This is a genomic window from uncultured Rothia sp., from assembly GCF_963555405.1.
Taxonomy (GTDB): domain Bacteria; phylum Actinomycetota; class Actinomycetes; order Actinomycetales; family Micrococcaceae; genus Rothia.
This window is the reverse complement of record NZ_CAUVVO010000004.1, coordinates 149,695-164,473: the sequence shown is the minus strand read 5'-3', so window position 1 is coordinate 164,473 and position 14,779 is coordinate 149,695. Positions and strand designations below refer to the sequence as shown.

12 protein-coding genes are annotated in these 14,779 nt (G+C 61.6%); 2 read left to right on the top strand and 10 right to left on the bottom strand.

Annotated elements, in window-relative coordinates; all coding sequences use genetic code 11:
• Positions 1–185 precede the first annotated feature (185 nt).
• The 7 genes from RWL87_RS04550 to clpS form a co-directional block, all read right to left on the bottom strand.
• Positions 186–1,415 (bottom strand): peptidase E, encoded by a 1,230-nt coding sequence (locus RWL87_RS04550; RefSeq protein ID WP_298700745.1) that lies wholly within the window; start codon positions 1,413–1,415, stop codon positions 186–188.
• Positions 1,416–1,750: 335 nt separating this feature from the next.
• Positions 1,751–2,407 carry a non-canonical purine NTP pyrophosphatase gene (locus RWL87_RS04545; protein WP_303974694.1) on the bottom strand — a complete coding sequence of 219 codons (657 nt, stop codon included), beginning with the start codon at positions 2,405–2,407 and terminating at the stop codon, positions 1,751–1,753.
• 38 nt (positions 2,408–2,445) lie between these two features.
• Positions 2,446–3,177 carry a ribonuclease PH gene (rph, locus tag RWL87_RS04540; protein ID WP_070688874.1) on the bottom strand — a complete coding sequence of 244 codons (732 nt, stop codon included), beginning with the start codon at positions 3,175–3,177 and terminating at the stop codon, positions 2,446–2,448.
• Between the two features lie 142 nt (positions 3,178–3,319).
• Positions 3,320–4,213, bottom strand: coding sequence for an MBL fold metallo-hydrolase (locus RWL87_RS04535; protein ID WP_313969054.1), 894 nt, complete (start codon positions 4,211–4,213; stop codon positions 3,320–3,322).
• Complete coding sequence (murI, locus tag RWL87_RS04530) at positions 4,204–5,259, bottom strand: glutamate racemase (RefSeq protein ID WP_313969053.1); 1,056 nt, start codon at positions 5,257–5,259, stop codon at positions 4,204–4,206. The genes RWL87_RS04535 and murI overlap by 10 nt, the downstream gene beginning before the upstream one ends.
• 160 nt (positions 5,260–5,419) lie before the next feature.
• Positions 5,420–6,046 (bottom strand): DUF2017 domain-containing protein, encoded by a 627-nt coding sequence (locus tag RWL87_RS04525; protein WP_303971709.1) that lies wholly within the window; start codon positions 6,044–6,046, stop codon positions 5,420–5,422.
• Positions 6,046–6,366, bottom strand: a complete 321-nt coding sequence (gene clpS, locus RWL87_RS04520) for an ATP-dependent Clp protease adapter ClpS (RefSeq protein WP_005507825.1) — start codon at positions 6,364–6,366, stop codon at positions 6,046–6,048. The genes RWL87_RS04525 and clpS overlap by 1 nt, the downstream gene beginning before the upstream one ends.
• A gap of 239 nt (positions 6,367–6,605) precedes the next feature.
• Between clpS and RWL87_RS04515 the strand changes: the two genes are divergently transcribed.
• Both RWL87_RS04515 and RWL87_RS04510 read left to right on the top strand, forming a co-directional pair.
• Positions 6,606–7,904: a nicotinate phosphoribosyltransferase gene (locus RWL87_RS04515; RefSeq protein WP_070847437.1), complete on the top strand. Its 1,299-nt coding sequence runs from the start codon at positions 6,606–6,608 to the stop codon at positions 7,902–7,904.
• A gap of 88 nt (positions 7,905–7,992) precedes the next feature.
• Positions 7,993–8,619: an isochorismatase family protein gene (locus RWL87_RS04510; RefSeq protein WP_070690107.1), complete on the top strand. Its 627-nt coding sequence runs from the start codon at positions 7,993–7,995 to the stop codon at positions 8,617–8,619.
• Positions 8,620–8,826: 207 nt separating this feature from the next.
• Here the strand turns inward: RWL87_RS04510 and RWL87_RS04505 are convergent, their stop codons facing one another.
• From RWL87_RS04505 to RWL87_RS04495, 3 genes are all read right to left on the bottom strand, one after another.
• Positions 8,827–10,197, bottom strand: coding sequence for a hypothetical protein (locus RWL87_RS04505; RefSeq protein ID WP_313969052.1), 1,371 nt, complete (start codon positions 10,195–10,197; stop codon positions 8,827–8,829).
• Between the two features lie 492 nt (positions 10,198–10,689).
• Positions 10,690–12,225, bottom strand: coding sequence for a transcriptional initiation protein Tat (locus RWL87_RS04500; protein WP_070675098.1), 1,536 nt, complete (start codon positions 12,223–12,225; stop codon positions 10,690–10,692).
• Positions 12,226–12,821: 596 nt separating this feature from the next.
• Positions 12,822–14,609: a DEAD/DEAH box helicase gene (locus RWL87_RS04495; RefSeq protein WP_313969051.1), complete on the bottom strand. Its 1,788-nt coding sequence runs from the start codon at positions 14,607–14,609 to the stop codon at positions 12,822–12,824.
• Between the last annotated feature and the right edge of the window lie 170 nt (positions 14,610–14,779).

Below are 14,779 nucleotides of genomic sequence, written 5' to 3'. Positions count from 1 at the left end.
GTTGCCCGCTTCTGTCTGTACCGTCATTCGGCTCTGCCGAGAGGATGCAACAGCAGAAAAGCACCAGCTGCCACTCCCCTATGGAGTAGCAGCCGGTGCATGGGTATCTGAATTTTTAGGGTGGGCTTTTGAGGTATCCAGTCTGAGCACCTCACAGCTGAGGCACTCCCCTAGCGCGCATCACCCTAGTGCGCATCACCCGAGGCTCGCGAGGAGCTCTCGTGACGGTTCGTGACCATGATATTGGACTTGAAGTAGAACTCTTCGGGAAGCTCATTCGTGACCGGGCCGTGCGGGAACTCGCTGAGCTTCGGCACAAAGTACCAGTCCATCAGCTCGCCGCTGCTCTGCTTGAGCACGCGGCGTTCCCTCATGGCGTGGCGTACCTTGCGGCGCAGGTGGGTGCTGTCTTTCAGGGTGCTGGTGAAGACCCACGGGGTCTCGTAGCCTTCGGTAATCATGCCGAAGGTGATGCGCAGGTTGCCGTTCTCGTCGGCATCCATCGTGAAGTCGCCGTCGGCGATGTCGGTGAAGGCGAGCATCCAGCTGTGTCGGCGTTCGTAGCTTTCGCGGGTGGTCTGCAGCGCCGCAATGATGCGGTGGTCGACCAGCAGCTCCACCTTACGTTCGGTGATTTCACCCAGACGCGCGTAGGAGCCGAAGGCGCGGTTCGCGCCGCTGCGGCGAGGCCACTTCGTCACCGCACCGTGCGGCACCTCCCCCGCAAAGGTGAAGGGGCCCGTAATGGTGCCGGGCAGACGCAGACGCTCAAACGGCGCAGTCGGCAGGAAGGTCGTCAGCAGCTGATCGGAGCTCACCGACTTACCCCAGCGCGCCATCTCAAAGATGGTCGGTTCGGGGCCCACCGGGTAGAGGCGCGGCATCTTGCGGCCGAACTCGTCAAAGCCCTCAATAAACTCACCGTTGGAGCTGTAGCCCGGCATGGTCGCACCGAGCGGGCGAGTCCACGAGCCCGAGTACGGCTTGGTCAGGTGCGGGTTCTCCACCGGAAGGATGCTGGTGCGGGCACCCAGGTAGGCGGGCATGCGCGAGAGGTTACGCCAGGCGAACTTCGCGGCGACCGCCTCACGCCACCACATCGGGCGTTTGCCCGGGGTCTGCCCGCCCAGGCAGTGCATGAGCAGCCAGAAACCAGCCCAGCCGAGGCAGCCTGCGGCAACCACCCAGAAAATAATGGTCAGCACAGTGTGCAAGGTTCCGGTCGCCCAGATATTCGTGGCAATCAGAGCCATGAACGCCACCCACGCCGCCATGACGTACGGGCCGAGCGTAATCATCGGGTCGACCACCTTCACGGCGGCAATGACGCGGCGGTTCAAACCACGCCACACGTAGGAGTACGCCCAGCACCCGGCGGCAAGGGCGAGTGCCATCAGCAGAAGAAGGATGAGCATCGGTGTGTCTCTTTCGCTGCAGGTTTTTCTACCGGGGTCGGTGACGGGCGGGCATCGGGTAGGTGCCCTGTTGACAGATGCACTGTTGAAATGCTCTTCAATAGCAAAACTCGCCTGCCGAAGGTACCTTCAGCAGACGAGTTCTTTGGTGTCACTAACCTTGAGGTAAAGCTTCTCACACTATTGTGCCTTTAATTGGTATCCCTGTGGGGGATTTTAGGGGGATGCACGAAGAATTCGTGCCCCAACCCCGCGTTTTCACCCATCAGACCGGCGCAGCGAGTATGCTCTGGCGCCTCAGCGACGGTTTTAGACAGAGGTTTTAGACAGCGGTTTTAGGAGGCCAGCGCCGCCGCAATCTGAGGAATCAGCGCCTCAAAAGCACGCGCACGGTGGCTAATCGAGTTCTTAATCTCGGCGGGAATCTCAGCGCAAGACTTGCCAGCGTACTGCCCCTCGTACAGAGCGTTCTCACCGTTCAGCTCCACGGGGCGCAGAATCGGGTCGTAACCAAAGCCACCCTCCCCCGCCGGTGCGGTCAGCAGCTCACCGGGCAGCTCGCCGTACTCGACCGCCTCAAAACCGTTCGGGGAGGCAACCGAGGCCGCGCAGCAGAACTTCGCGCTGCGGTGCTCGGCAGGAATATCGCTCAGCTGAGCCAGCAGCAGGTTCAGGTTCGCGGAGTCATCGCCGTGGCTACCCGCCCAGCGCGCCGAGAAAATACCGGGAGCGCCGTTGAGCACATCCACCGACAGGCCGGAATCGTCAGCAATAGCGACCAGGCCGGTTGCCTCGGCAACAGCGCGCGCCTTCAGCAGGGAGTTCTCAGCGAAGGTCACGCCGGTCTCGGGAACGTCGGGGGCGTTCACGCTGGAGGCGTCAACCACCTGGGTGTCAACGTCCAGGCCGTCAATGCGTCCGCGCAGAATTTCGCGCAGTTCCTTGAGCTTGCCCTTATTGTGGCTTGCCAGAACAATCTTTGCGTGTGCCATAGTTTCTCCTTGTCGATGGAACTAGTTACTGGGACGGGTTAGTGTGCCAGTGCTTCACGCTGAATCTGAGCCAGCTCAGCGGTGCCTTCCAGCGCCAGGTCGAGCAGGCTGTTGAGCTCGTCGCGGTCGAAAGGCGCGCCCTCGGCGGTGCCCTGAACCTCAACGAACTTGCCGCTACCGGTGACGACCACGTTCATGTCGGTCTCGGCGCGCACGTCCTCGGTGTAGGGCAGGTCCAGCATGGGGGTGCCGTCAATAATGCCCACCGAAATTGCGGACACCGAATCGATCAGCGGGTTCGCCTTAGCGGGCAGAATCTTCTGCTCCTTCGCCCAAGAAATAGCATCAGCCAGCGCCACGTACGCGCCGGTAATCGAGGCGGTGCGGGTACCGCCGTCAGCCTGCAGCACGTCACAGTCGAGCACGATGGTGTTCTCGCCCAGCTCCTCCATGTTGATGACCGCGCGCAGGGAGCGGCCAATCAGACGGGAAATCTCGTGGGTGCGGCCGCCCACGCGGCCCTTCAGCGACTCGCGCGAAGAACGGGTGTTGGTGGCGCGCGGCAGCATGGCGTACTCGGCGGTCACCCAGCCCTTGCCCTCGCCCTTGAGCCAGCGCGGCACGCCCTCGGTGAAGGATGCGGTGCACAGCACGCGGGTGTTTCCGAACTCGATGAGGGCGGAACCCTCGGCGTTGCGGGACCAGCCGCGGGTAATGGTGATGGGGCGCAGTTCGTTGAGGGCGCGGCCGTCGTCGCGGGTTGCAGTCATGGGTTCTCCTTGAATCTGTCTGCGGGATCTGTGTCTGTCTGTTGATTCTATGTCGAAAAGTGGGCGGGGCTGAGCGCAGTTTGTACTAGCCCAGCTTGTTTTAGCCCAGCTCGGGTTTGGCCTAGTCCAGCTCGGGCTTCACCTAATCTAGTTCGGGCTTAGGGAGCGCAATCGCGGTGTTCAGCGGCGGGTCGAGCACCTCCACCACGTTCAGGGTGGAGGTCACCGGGTGAGCTGGCGTCGGGCGCGGGTAGATGCGGTAGCTTGCCGCCATCTCTGCAACACCCACGGGGCCGGAGAACGCGCTACGTGCCTCGGCACGGGCAATATCCGGGTCGTTCCACACGGGCAGATGGGTCAGCAACAGGTTACGCACGCCCGCCTCCTGCGCCGCCTCACCGGCACGCTTACCGGTCAGGTGAATGCCACGCAGGGCATCGTCGCGGCCCTCCTGGTAGGCTGCCTCGCAGAGGAACAGGTCGGCACCGCGAGCAGCCTTAACCAGACCCTCGCACAGGTCGGTATCACCCGAGTACGCGAAAATCGTGTGACCCTCGCGGTCGTTGCAAGTAATACGCAGCGCGTACGGGTCCTTCGAGGGGTGCACCACACGGAACGGCTCCACGCGGAACGGGCCAATCTGCACAGGCTCACCCTCGGTCCAGGTGTGGTACTCAAACTCGGTGCTCATACCCGGATCAGGGTCCAGGCCGTGAGTCGCCGAAAGGTACTCGTTAATCGCGGCGGGACCGTACAGCGGAATACGGCCCTTGGGCCAACCGCGCGGATCCCACTTGACCGCCACGTGCAGACCGGACAGGTCGATGCAGTGGTCCGGGTGCAGGTGCGAAATCAGAATCGCGTCGATATCGCTCAGGTCGATGTGGCGTTGAAGCATACCGAGGGAGCCGTTGCCCATGTCCATAATGATGCGCCAGGTTCGACCCGCGAAGTCCGTGGCGGTGAGCATGTAGCAACTAGCCGGTGAGACGGGGCCGGGAAAGGAACCCGTGCAACCGATAACGGTTAGACGCATGAGGTGTCGTCCTTAGGGGTGGTGCCGGAAAATTCAGTGCCTGCGGTAGCCTCCGCAGCCTGGTCGGATTCTGCCGCGTCATCGCCGAGGTTAATGTTGCGGTGTGCCGCGAGCATCTCGGGGGTGATGGCGGCAAGCGAGCCGGTCGGGTAGCGTTCCGCCACGGAGCTGGTGTGGCGAACGTTGGTGACCTCGGGGCCGAGGAATCGGCGTGCCAGCTGCGAGAACGTCTCAGATTCGCCGGTGGCGAGGAATTCGTGGTGCGGGTTTTCCTCGGGGACCGGGCTTTCAATGGCGTGGTTGAGCAGTTCGCGGTACACGTCCTTCGCGGTCTCATCCGCGGAGGAAACGAGGGTGACATCCTCACCCATGATGTAGGAAATCACGCCGGTCAGCAACGGGTAGTGGGTGCAACCGAGCACGAGGGTGTCCACGCCGGCGTCCTTGAGCGGCTGCAGGTACTCGCGGGCGGTCTCCAGCAGCTCGGGGCCGGAGGTAATACCCTTCTCCACGAACTCCACGAAGCGCGGGCACGCCACCGAGTGCACCTCAAGGTTCGGGGTGATCGCGAAAGTGTCCTCGTAGGCGCGGGAGGTGACAGTCGCCTCGGTCGCGATCACGCCGATTTTGCGGTTGCGGGTTGCGGCGAGCGCACGGCGGGCGGCGGGCTGGATCACCTCGATGACGGGGATGCCGTACTGGCGGGTGTAGCGTTCGCGGGCGTCGCGGAGCACCGCTGCGGAGGCGGTGTTACAGGCGATGACGAGCATTTTCACGCCGGAGTCGACGAGTTCGTCCATGATGCGCAGTGCGTTGGCGCGCACCTCAGCGATTTTGAGGGGGCCGTAGGGGCCGTGCGCGGTGTCGCCGACGTAGATGATGCGTTCGTGAGGCAGCTGGTCCATGATGGCGCGTGCCACGGTGAGTCCGCCGACGCCGGAGTCGAAGACGCCAATGGGCGCTGCGGCGGTGGGGCCTACGGGCGCGGGGCTTCCCCAGGGGGTGCGGGCACGGTAGGGATTTGTTGCGTCGATGCTGTCACTCATGTGTCACCTACACTTCGTTATCGGTCGGGTACCACGTTCTATGCTAACTCGCTAAGATTACCCTTTTAGTTCGTTCGGCGGTTAGATGAGTCGAGAACCACCATTATGTGGTTGTATATGACAGTAGTTTGAGGGGTAATTCGAAAAATTCGTTCTATTCCTACTCGTTTGCCCCACCATTTTCCCCGCCAAATGCCCCGCCGGGCTCTTCGGTCTCTTCATCGTCCAGGCCGTCGAGCATGGCGAGCATGAGCGAGTCCTGAACCCAGGAGACGAAGTTGTACACCACTGCCATGTACTCTTCTTGGGTTTCGATTTCGGAGGGGTCGGTGAACGCCGCAATGTCTTCGGCGGTGTCTTCGTCCACGATGTAGAGGCGGTCGGCAAGCACCAGTCGAATATCGCCGAGCGCGGCAGCCCAGGCGCGGGCGTGCTCCTCGTTCAGGCGCAGGTCGCTCGACTCAATGTCGAAGGCAAGCATGGCGAGGTTCGCGCGTTTGGTTTCGCGCAGGTCGCGTTCGGTGTAGCGGCGGTATTCGGTGGCGGCCTCGTCGTCGCTACTTGCGGCGGGCAGCAGGCGTGCCACAGCGCTATCGGCGGGAATGGTGGGGTTTTCGGTGATGCCGACCAGCGCCTCCAGCGGGTCGACGGTGCCGCCGTCGGCGGTGGTATCTGCCGGGCGTAGTAGCGCGCGTACGTCTTCGGCGAGTTCGCGGATCAGGTCGCGTTCGGCGGGTTCGAAGGATGCGGTGTAGCCTCCGGGGGTGCGGCGGAAGGGTCGCGCCATTAGTTTTCTACTTTCTCGAAGGTTGCCAGCAGACCCCAGGCGTGCATTGCCTGGGTGTGTTTTTCGGCGTCTTCGCGCGAGCCGGTGAAGACGATTGCCTTGCCGTTGTTGTGCACCTGCAGCATGAGCTCTTCTGCGCGGGCGCGGGAGTAGCCGAAGTGACTGCGGAAGACGTAGGACACGTAGGTCATGAGGTTGACGGGGTCGTTCCAGACGATGACTTTCCAGGGGGTGTCTGTGGCGAGGATGTTCTCCAGGGCGGTGTCGAGGTCGGTGTCCTCGAGGGTTCCGGTGGAGAGGGTCACGGCGGTAGTGTTCATTGGTTTCCTTTGCGGCCGGTTCCCTTTGATTATACGAGCGGGTATGTGTTGCCCCTGTGTTGCCTCTGTATTGCTCTGGTGTTCGTCCTGCGCTACTGCGGTGTTCGTCCTGTACTGCTCCCGCACAGAGTGCTGGTAATTTGTCATACTACAGTACTTAGAGTCAAGAATACTTTATGTAGTGATTGACACGCCGACTCAAGAGGAAAAATACCCTAATCCCCCACTACAATAAACACATGGCTACTACTTCCCTTCTCACCGACCACTACGAACTGACCATGCTCCAGGCGGCACTCGCCTCCGGCGCAGCCAACCGTAAGTGCACCTTCGAAGTCTTCACCCGCCGCCTGCCCGCAGGCCGCCGCTACGGCGTCCTCGCAGGCACCGGCCGATTCCTCGAAGGCCTCGCTAACTTCCGCTTCAACGACGAAGAACTCTCCTTCCTCTCCTCCCGCAACATCGTCAACAAAGAGACCCTCTCCTACCTCGAATCCTTCACCTTCAGTGGCAACATCCGCGGCTACGCAGAAGGCGAAGCATTCTTCCCCCACTCCCCCGTCCTGCAGGTCGAAGGCACCTTCGCCGAAGCGTGCGTCCTCGAAACCTACCTGCTGTCCATCCTGAACTTTGACTCCGCCGTGGCGAGCGCCGCCTCCCGCATGAGCGCAGCCGCAGGCAACCGCCCCTGCCTCGAAATGGGTTCGCGCCGCGCCCACGAACGCGCCGCCGTCTCCGCCGCACGCGCCGCCGTTATCGCCGGCTTCGCGGGCACCTCCAACCTGGAGGCTGGCCTGCGCTACGGCCTGCACACCATCGGCACCAGCGCCCACGCGTTCACCCTGCTGCACGACAGCGAACGTGAAGCGTTCGAGGCGCAGCTGCGTTCCCTCGGCGCCCGCACCACCCTGCTCGTCGACACCTACAACGTGGACGAGGCGGTCCGCCTCGGCGTGGAACTCGCGGGCGAAGAGCTTGGCGGCGTGCGCCTGGACTCCGGCGACCTGGTTGCCACCGCGGCACGTGTGCGTGAACTGCTCGACTCGCTCGGCAACACCCACACCAAGATCACCGTCACCAGCGACCTGGACGAGTACGCCATCGCATCCCTGGCAGCAGCACCCGTGGACTCCTACGGCGTGGGCACCAAGCTGGTCACCGGTTCCGGCGCGCCGACCTCCTCCATGGTGTACAAGGTTGTTGAGCGTGAGAACTCCGCCGGTGAAATGCAGCCGGTCGCTAAGGCGTCGGCTGGCAAGGCGTCCATCGGTGGCGCCAAGCGTGCGGCCCGCCGCCTCAACAGCATGGGCATTGCGACCGCCGAGGTTCTGGGCACCCACGAGGACCCGAACCTGCTCGAGGGCACCCGCCCGCTCATGGTGGACTTCGTCCGCAACGGCGAGCTGCTCCCCGGCTTCACCGGCGAGGAAGGTGTGCGCCGCGCAACCGCCCGCCACGTAGCATCCCTGGCTGAGCTTCCCGAAGCTGCCCACCGCCTCTCGGAGGGTGAGCCGATCATTCCGACCGAATTCATCTAAACCACCCTTCTGAGATACTGTTTTCACCTGGCGAATCTTCACCTGGCGAATCAGAGTGAAAACTCATTCCTACTTGTAAAGGACAGACATGTCTAAGGCACTGATTATTGTTGACGTGCAGAACGATTTCTGCGCCGGCGGCGCCCTCGCCACCGAGCGCGGTGCGGACGTTGCCGCGCTGATTAGCGAATACGTGGAGAACAACCACCACCGCTACGACGCGATTGTCGCCACCCAGGACTGGCACATTGAGCCGGGTTCGCACTTCTCTGAGACCCCCGACTACGTTGACTCCTGGCCGGTGCACTGCGTGGCGAAGAGCGAAGGCGCGCAGATTCACGAGAACCTGGACACCGACTACATTGAGGCGTACTTCCGTAAGGGCCGCTTCGAGGCAGCGTACTCGGGTTTTGAGGGTCTTCTCGCTCCCGAGGATGAGGTCGCAACCGGCGAACACGAGCCTGGTGCGGATGCGTCCGAGGACGGCCCGCAGACTCCCCTGTCGGAGTGGCTGGATGAGCGCGGCATCGAGTTCGTCGACGTTGTTGGTATCGCCACCGATTATTGCGTGTTTGCAACCGCTCGTGACGCGGTCGATGCAGGCTACGAGACCCGCGTGCTGCTTGACTTGACCGCGCCCGTGCACGAGGACAAGCTCGACGACGTGGTTGCCGAACTTGAAAATGAGGGCGTTGAGGTGGTTGAGGTTCTCTAACCTCCACTAGCTCTGTAGGTAACTCGCCATTTCAGGTGGGCGTTGAATATACGGAGACGTTAAATACACAGAGGCGGGGAGCCTGGGATAGTACATCCCAGGCTCCCCGCCTCTAGCGTGCCCATAACTTATCGTGCCCATAACTTATCGTGCATGCAACCAGCCGAGGTCATGAAACCTCTGCGGTTATGTAGCAGATTGAGCCGCTTACTTAAAGCAGACCTCCGCCATGCCGTTCACGCGCACGTTCGGGCCGGCCGGTGCCTCCTTAGTGCCAACGATCGCGCCGTTACGCACGCTCGGCGCCAAGTAGGATCCGCCAGCACCACCGGCACCGCCCTGCTGAACGTAGCCGACCGCGCGGCGCGGGTTCTTCGGGTTGTTGCACCACTGCTGCGAGATGATGATTGCCGAAACCGCGTTCGCCACGCCGGAGCCGCCACCACCGTAGCCCGCACCGCCGCCAGCAGACACCACGGTCTGGTAGCCGAAGAAGTTCTTGCTGATGGTGATGCTGGTGGTTCGTGCAGTTGCGGTGCCGGTCAGATTCGCGGGGTCGTTCTTGTCGTACTGGTAGGCGTACGCACCCACGCCGTCCGCACCGTTCGCGTTGAAGCCGCTACCGCCGGTTGCGCCCGCGGTGCTGGTGCTGTGGATGACCTGCTTGTTCTGGGAACCGAAGCCGACCAGACCGTGGTCGCCGGTGGGCAGGCTATTGGGAATAGCGCCCATGCCACCTCGACCGCCGGAGCCACCCGTGCCGGGGGTTGCGATGATCTGCAGGTTCGCCTCGACGCTGTAGGCGTCGCTTGCGGCGGCACCTTCATAGCCCATGGAGGCTTCTGCATTGCCGCCGGAGCCGCCGCGTACCCATTCCAGGCCGCAGACCGGGCTAATGGCGTAGCTGGAGCCGGGCAGCGGTGCGGTGGAGCTGGAGTTACGCACATGTCCGCCGCCGCCACCTGCTGCGATAGCAACCACGGTGCCGTTGACCAGCAGTGCGGAGGAGCCACCACCGGATGCGGCGTAAATGCTGCGCTTGAAGTGGGTGTGGGGTGCGCCGTCGCCAGCGGTGGGGTTGCCGTAGGTGCGGGGGTTTGCCGCGTCGATAATAGCCTTCGGACCTGCGGGAACGGTGACCTGTGCGGCGGAGGATCCGCCCTTGCCGTAGCCTTCGCCGCCGGTTGCGGGCTTGGATTCGTTCCAGCTTGCGCCGTTGCGGGTGACGCGCTCGAGCACTCCGATGCCGCCTGCCGCGGCGATGATTTCTACGGTTGCGCCGGGGGTGACGCTGACGGTGCCGGTGACCTTGGCGCCGCATCCGCCCTGGCTACGTGCCATGACGGTGCCACCCGCGCCGCCGGTGAGGGTGAAGCTGAGTTCGCGTACGCCCGCCGGGACGGTGAAGGTTTTGACGGTCTTGCGGCCGTTTGCCTGCCCCTTGATGGTGTGGGAGGTGCCGGTCTGCGCGCCGTTGGCGGCGTAGGCGGGTACGGCTGCGGAGGCTGCGATGACGGGCAGTGCCCAGGCGGCGCCGGTGAGGATGGTGCGGCGGGTGAGGTGTGCGTTGTGAGGCATGAGGTTTTCTTTCATGAGGGTTGAGGGTGTGGGTTGAGTAGAGTGAATAATTTACACCATTGTGCACTGAGTGCAATATTCATTTTCTAGAGTATAGACACCGAAAAACATTCTCAACTCGCCGCGCTATAACCTCGCCCAACCCGGCTTTTCCCGGGCATAGCGAAGGCCCGCAGACACCGAAGTGCCTGCGGGCCTTCAGGTTGGCGCATTACTACCAACCTTTTCCTCAAAGCCATTGGTTTCATCGTTGAGACTCAACGAGACATCACTCAATGGCGTTCTCCATGAGTGGCCAAAATACACCAAGAGACCACTCGCCAGAGAAGTACACAGTCCTCACGCCAGATACGCACGGATGCACTCCTGGAGGGACTAAAACTTAGGGGCCGGTTCTCCCACTCCTGATGAGATTTCAGGAGCGGGAGAACCGGAAGGGTTAGTGTCTAACCCACCGAGCAACCCAAGAGGGAGACTCGGATACGCACACTATTAGGAGCGCTCGCAGAGGGTGACCTTTACGTAACCGGGGTTACGAACGCCGGATTCCTTCGCAGCGTTGTTAGCGGAGGAGATAGAGCCTCCAGCAACAGAGGGAGCAACGTAGGAGCCACCTGCACCACCTGCACCAGCCTGGAGCAGTGCACCAACATTCTGGCGAACACCGCCCTTAGCAGCAGTGTTACCGTTCCACTTTTCACCGGTCAGAATCGAGGAGAGTGCACGAGCAGCACCGGAGCCACCGCCACCGTAACCTGCGCCACCACCTGCGGAGACAACGCCCTGGTAACCGTTAAAGCTCTTCTTTGCAGAATCAACCTCAAGGCCGCCCTTCTCATCGCCCTTAACCACGCCTGCATCGATAGCCTTCTGGTTAGTAACGGGGATAGACTCCTTCGGCAGATCGGGGTGGTTATCCAGCTGGTAGGAATATGCGGAGACGCCGTCAGCACCCTTACCATCGAAGCCGTTACCACCGGTGTCACCAGCGGTGGAGGAGCTGAAGATTTCCTGGTTATTGGTGGACACGAAGCCCATCACACCGAAGACGTTAGCCAGAGCGTACAGGCGAGGCTTCTCACCACCAGTGCCACCGGTGCCGTTGCCACCACCCTTACCGCCAGCAACTTCCATTGCGGAGGTGGGGGTACGCTTACCGGATGCGTCCTTCAGGTGGGTGTACCAGGAGACGGAGGTCTCTGCAGTGTCACCGACAGCAGCGGATGCGCTTGCACCTGCAGGCAGAACGGTGGTGTTCGAGGTGTCGCTCAGACTGGTAGTACTGGTGTCCTTCGCCTTGGAGTTGAAGTAGGGGTTAGGCTCAGTACCGATAACGTTACCTGCAGAATCCTTCTTCTCACGGGTTTCATTCAGAACATTGTTGGTAGCCGGCTGAGTACGAATACCCGCACCGCCACCGCCGCCAGCGAGGGCAACCACGGTGCCATCGATGACCAGAGCGGAGGAGCCACCACCGGAACCACCGTGGACGTAACGCTTCATATCGGAGCCGCCGGGCCACTTAGCATCAACGCGAGACTGTGCGTCCGAGGGGACGGTGTAAACATTCACGTCACCACCATTACCATAGCCCTGGCCACCGGTTGCCGGACGGGTGCCCCAAATCTTGTAACGCTTCTCTTCCGGAGTATCAGGAGCGTTCTCCGCACCATCCACGCGCTCCAGGTAAGCTACACCACCGGCAGCTGCAACCAGCTCGATAACCTGGCCTTCCTTGACGGGGATTTCACCCACAACGAGAGCGCCGGAACCACCAGCAATAGACGAGGAACCGCCACCTGCACCACCGGCAACCTCGAAGCGAATCTTGTCAACCTTAGCGGGAACGGTGAACTTCTGAGTGTTCTTAGCACCGGAAGGCTGGCCGGAGATGTTGAACTTGGGAGCGGATGCGTACGCACACTCAGTAGAAGATGCGAAAGCGGGAACCGCAGCGGATGCTGCGACAACCGGAGCAGCCCACGCTGCGCCGGCAACAACCTTGCGGCGAGAAATGTTAGTAGACATGTATGTCCTTCGAGAGTGATATCTTGGGCACTCACTCCCACCAAGAACGCGGCCGATAAATCCACGCAGGGCAGACGCACACACAAAAGTGAAGATAGCGTGCAGAAGAGAGTGAATGCATGATGTTTCTATACAAGCGTCAGCCCCTGCACACCCAGAAGATCAAAAACACAAAGGTCAGCTTCAAAAGCACAGGGAAACCCAACACTTGGAGAAAGCATACCCCCCCCCCGTATTAAATTTTCAAGCGAAAAACGCACACAATCTTCCATAAACCCACTTTGACATGCAGTATTCAACCAGTACTTGAACTTTTATTCACACACATTTCTCCCCTAAATCCCTCTGACACATCTCCTTTAAGCAACCTTCAGACGATGTTTTTCTCAAATTAGGGGGCAAAAACCAACATTAAGTTTTTCAAGAACCACCTATTCCCACTATCTAGTCACCTTATTTTTCCGCGCATGTGCTTTTAAGCACCTCAAAAAACCTTCAGGTAAAAATCACTCAAAGAGCTACAGTAGCCCCACAAACGTAAGAAGCCCCGCGAGCGCAAAAACTCGCGGGGCTTTTCTTTACGTTCTATCCACGTTCTAGCGTCGGCCCACGAACCAGTCCGACAGCTTATCGATACGCGCCTGAATCTGCTCAGCAGAAGCCTGCGCGACCGCCGGGCCGCCACAAATCTTACGCAGCTCATTGTGAATCACGCCGTGCGGCTGACCCGAACGAATCGACCACGCCGCCACATTCTTCGCCAGCTTATTGCGTAGCTCCTTCAACTGGCGGTGATCCACCACCGAAGGCGCCGCAGTTGCCGGGCGGCGCGCCGCATGCTCACGCTGATGCGCTCGCAACAGCGTACCCACCTGTTCGGCATCCAGCAGACCCGGAATACCCAGGAAGTCCTGCTCCTCCTCACTACCCACGGCAAGGTTGCCGGAGGCGAACTCGGCGCCGTCGAACAGCACACCGTGGAAGGACGCCTCGGAGCCGAGCGCCTCAAACTTGCCGCGTGCCAGCTGCTCGGAGGCGCGCTCCTCGCGGTTTGCTTCTTCGAGCAGGTGGTCGTCCAGGCCTTCAACCATGGGGTCGATTTCCTGGGGTGCGCCGCGGTCGAGGGCGTGGTCGCGTTCTACTTCCATGTCGTTGGCGAGCATCATCAGCTGCGGCACCGACGGCAGGAACACGGAGGCGGTTTCGCCGCGCTTGCGGGCACGCACGAAACGGCCAATCGCCTGGGCGAAGAACAGCGGCGTGCTGGTGCTGGTGGCGTACACACCCACGGCGAGGCGGGGAACGTCCACACCTTCGGATACCATGCGCACCGCAACCATCCAGCGTTGCATGCCTTCACGGAATTCGTCGATTTTCGCGGAGGCTTCACGGTCGTCAGAGAGGATCACGGCGGGATATTCGCCGGTGATTTTCTGAATCTGTTCGGCGTAGGCTTTGGCGTCCGCGTGGTCGGTAGCGATGACGAGAGCGCCAGCGTCGGGCACGGTGCGGCGCACCTCGGTCAGGCGCTTATCGGCGGCGGCGAGCACAGTCGGAATCCACTCACCATTGGGGTCGAGGGCGGTTCGCCACGCCTGGGAGGTAATGTCCTTGGTGAAGCCTTCGCCGAGGTTTGCCGCCATTTCCTCACCGGCGGAGGTGCGCCAACGCATCTGGCCCGAGTACGCCATGAAGATGACCGGTCGCACCACGTGGTCCTTCAGAGCCGGGCCGTAGCCGTACGAGTAGTCAGCCTTGGAGCGGCGAATACCGTCGTTGTCGACCTCGTAGGTGACGAACGGAATCGGGGAGGTATCCGAACGGAACGGGGTACCGGTCAGCGCCACGCGGCGGGTCGCATCGTCAAACGCTTCACGCAGGCCGTCGCCCCAGGAGAGGGAGTCGCCGGCGTGGTGAATCTCGTCAAAAATTACGAGGGTCTTCGACGCCTCGGTATTGCGGGCGTGCAGCTGCGGCTTATTCGCCACCTGCGCGTAGGTCAGCGCCACGCCCTTGTAGTGGCGGCTGATGGTCACGTCCGCGTTCTTGAAGTTCGGATCAATGGGAATACCGACCTTCGCGGCGGCGTCTGCCCACTGCTTCTTCAGGTGGTCGGTCGGCGCCACAACAATGAGCTGGCGGACCGTGCCGCGGTTAAACAGTTCCTTGGCGAGGGTCAGCGCGAAGGTGGTTTTACCCGCGCCGGGGGTTGCAACTGCCATGAAGTCGCGGGGGTTCGTTTCGAAGTACTTCTGCATGGCTTCTGCCTGCCAGGCGCGCAGGCTGACGGAAGTACCCCAGGGGGCGCGGTCGGGGTATGCCGGGGAGAGCTTCGGCTTCACCATACTGTCGAATAGTGTGGGTTCCTCTGCGGGTGCGCTCATTCTCTCCTTCTTCCTCGTCTACCTCTACTGATTCCTCCCGCCGACTCAGCGCAGGGGCGCTTCTCCCCCGTGTGGAGGTGGTGGGCGCTCTGCTGTTTCTGGTGCGCTGGTGTTCTTAGCGCTCTGGCGGTCCGGGCACAGCGAGGTTAAATTCTAGCACCACATCCGCG

What these genes read in the sequence shown, in the direction of transcription:
- RWL87_RS04550 (WP_298700745.1), bottom strand. Translation starts at nt 1,415, where the DNA reads ATGCTCATCCTTCTTCTGCTGATGGCACTCGCCCTTGCCGCCGGGTGC.
- RWL87_RS04545 (WP_303974694.1), bottom strand. Translation starts at nt 2,407, where the DNA reads ATGGCACACGCAAAGATTGTTCTGGCAAGCCACAATAAGGGCAAGCTC.
- rph (WP_070688874.1), bottom strand. Translation starts at nt 3,177, where the DNA reads ATGACTGCAACCCGCGACGACGGCCGCGCCCTCAACGAACTGCGCCCC.
- RWL87_RS04535 (WP_313969054.1), bottom strand. Translation starts at nt 4,213, where the DNA reads ATGCGTCTAACCGTTATCGGTTGCACGGGTTCCTTTCCCGGCCCCGTC.
- murI (WP_313969053.1), bottom strand. Translation starts at nt 5,259, where the DNA reads ATGAGTGACAGCATCGACGCAACAAATCCCTACCGTGCCCGCACCCCC.
- RWL87_RS04525 (WP_303971709.1), bottom strand. Translation starts at nt 6,046, where the DNA reads ATGGCGCGACCCTTCCGCCGCACCCCCGGAGGCTACACCGCATCCTTC.
- clpS (WP_005507825.1), bottom strand. Translation starts at nt 6,366, where the DNA reads ATGAACACTACCGCCGTGACCCTCTCCACCGGAACCCTCGAGGACACC.
- RWL87_RS04515 (WP_070847437.1), top strand. Translation starts at nt 6,606, where the DNA reads ATGGCTACTACTTCCCTTCTCACCGACCACTACGAACTGACCATGCTC.
- RWL87_RS04510 (WP_070690107.1), top strand. Translation starts at nt 7,993, where the DNA reads ATGTCTAAGGCACTGATTATTGTTGACGTGCAGAACGATTTCTGCGCC.
- RWL87_RS04505 (WP_313969052.1), bottom strand. Translation starts at nt 10,197, where the DNA reads ATGCCTCACAACGCACACCTCACCCGCCGCACCATCCTCACCGGCGCC.
- RWL87_RS04500 (WP_070675098.1), bottom strand. Translation starts at nt 12,225, where the DNA reads ATGTCTACTAACATTTCTCGCCGCAAGGTTGTTGCCGGCGCAGCGTGG.
- RWL87_RS04495 (WP_313969051.1), bottom strand. Translation starts at nt 14,609, where the DNA reads ATGAGCGCACCCGCAGAGGAACCCACACTATTCGACAGTATGGTGAAG.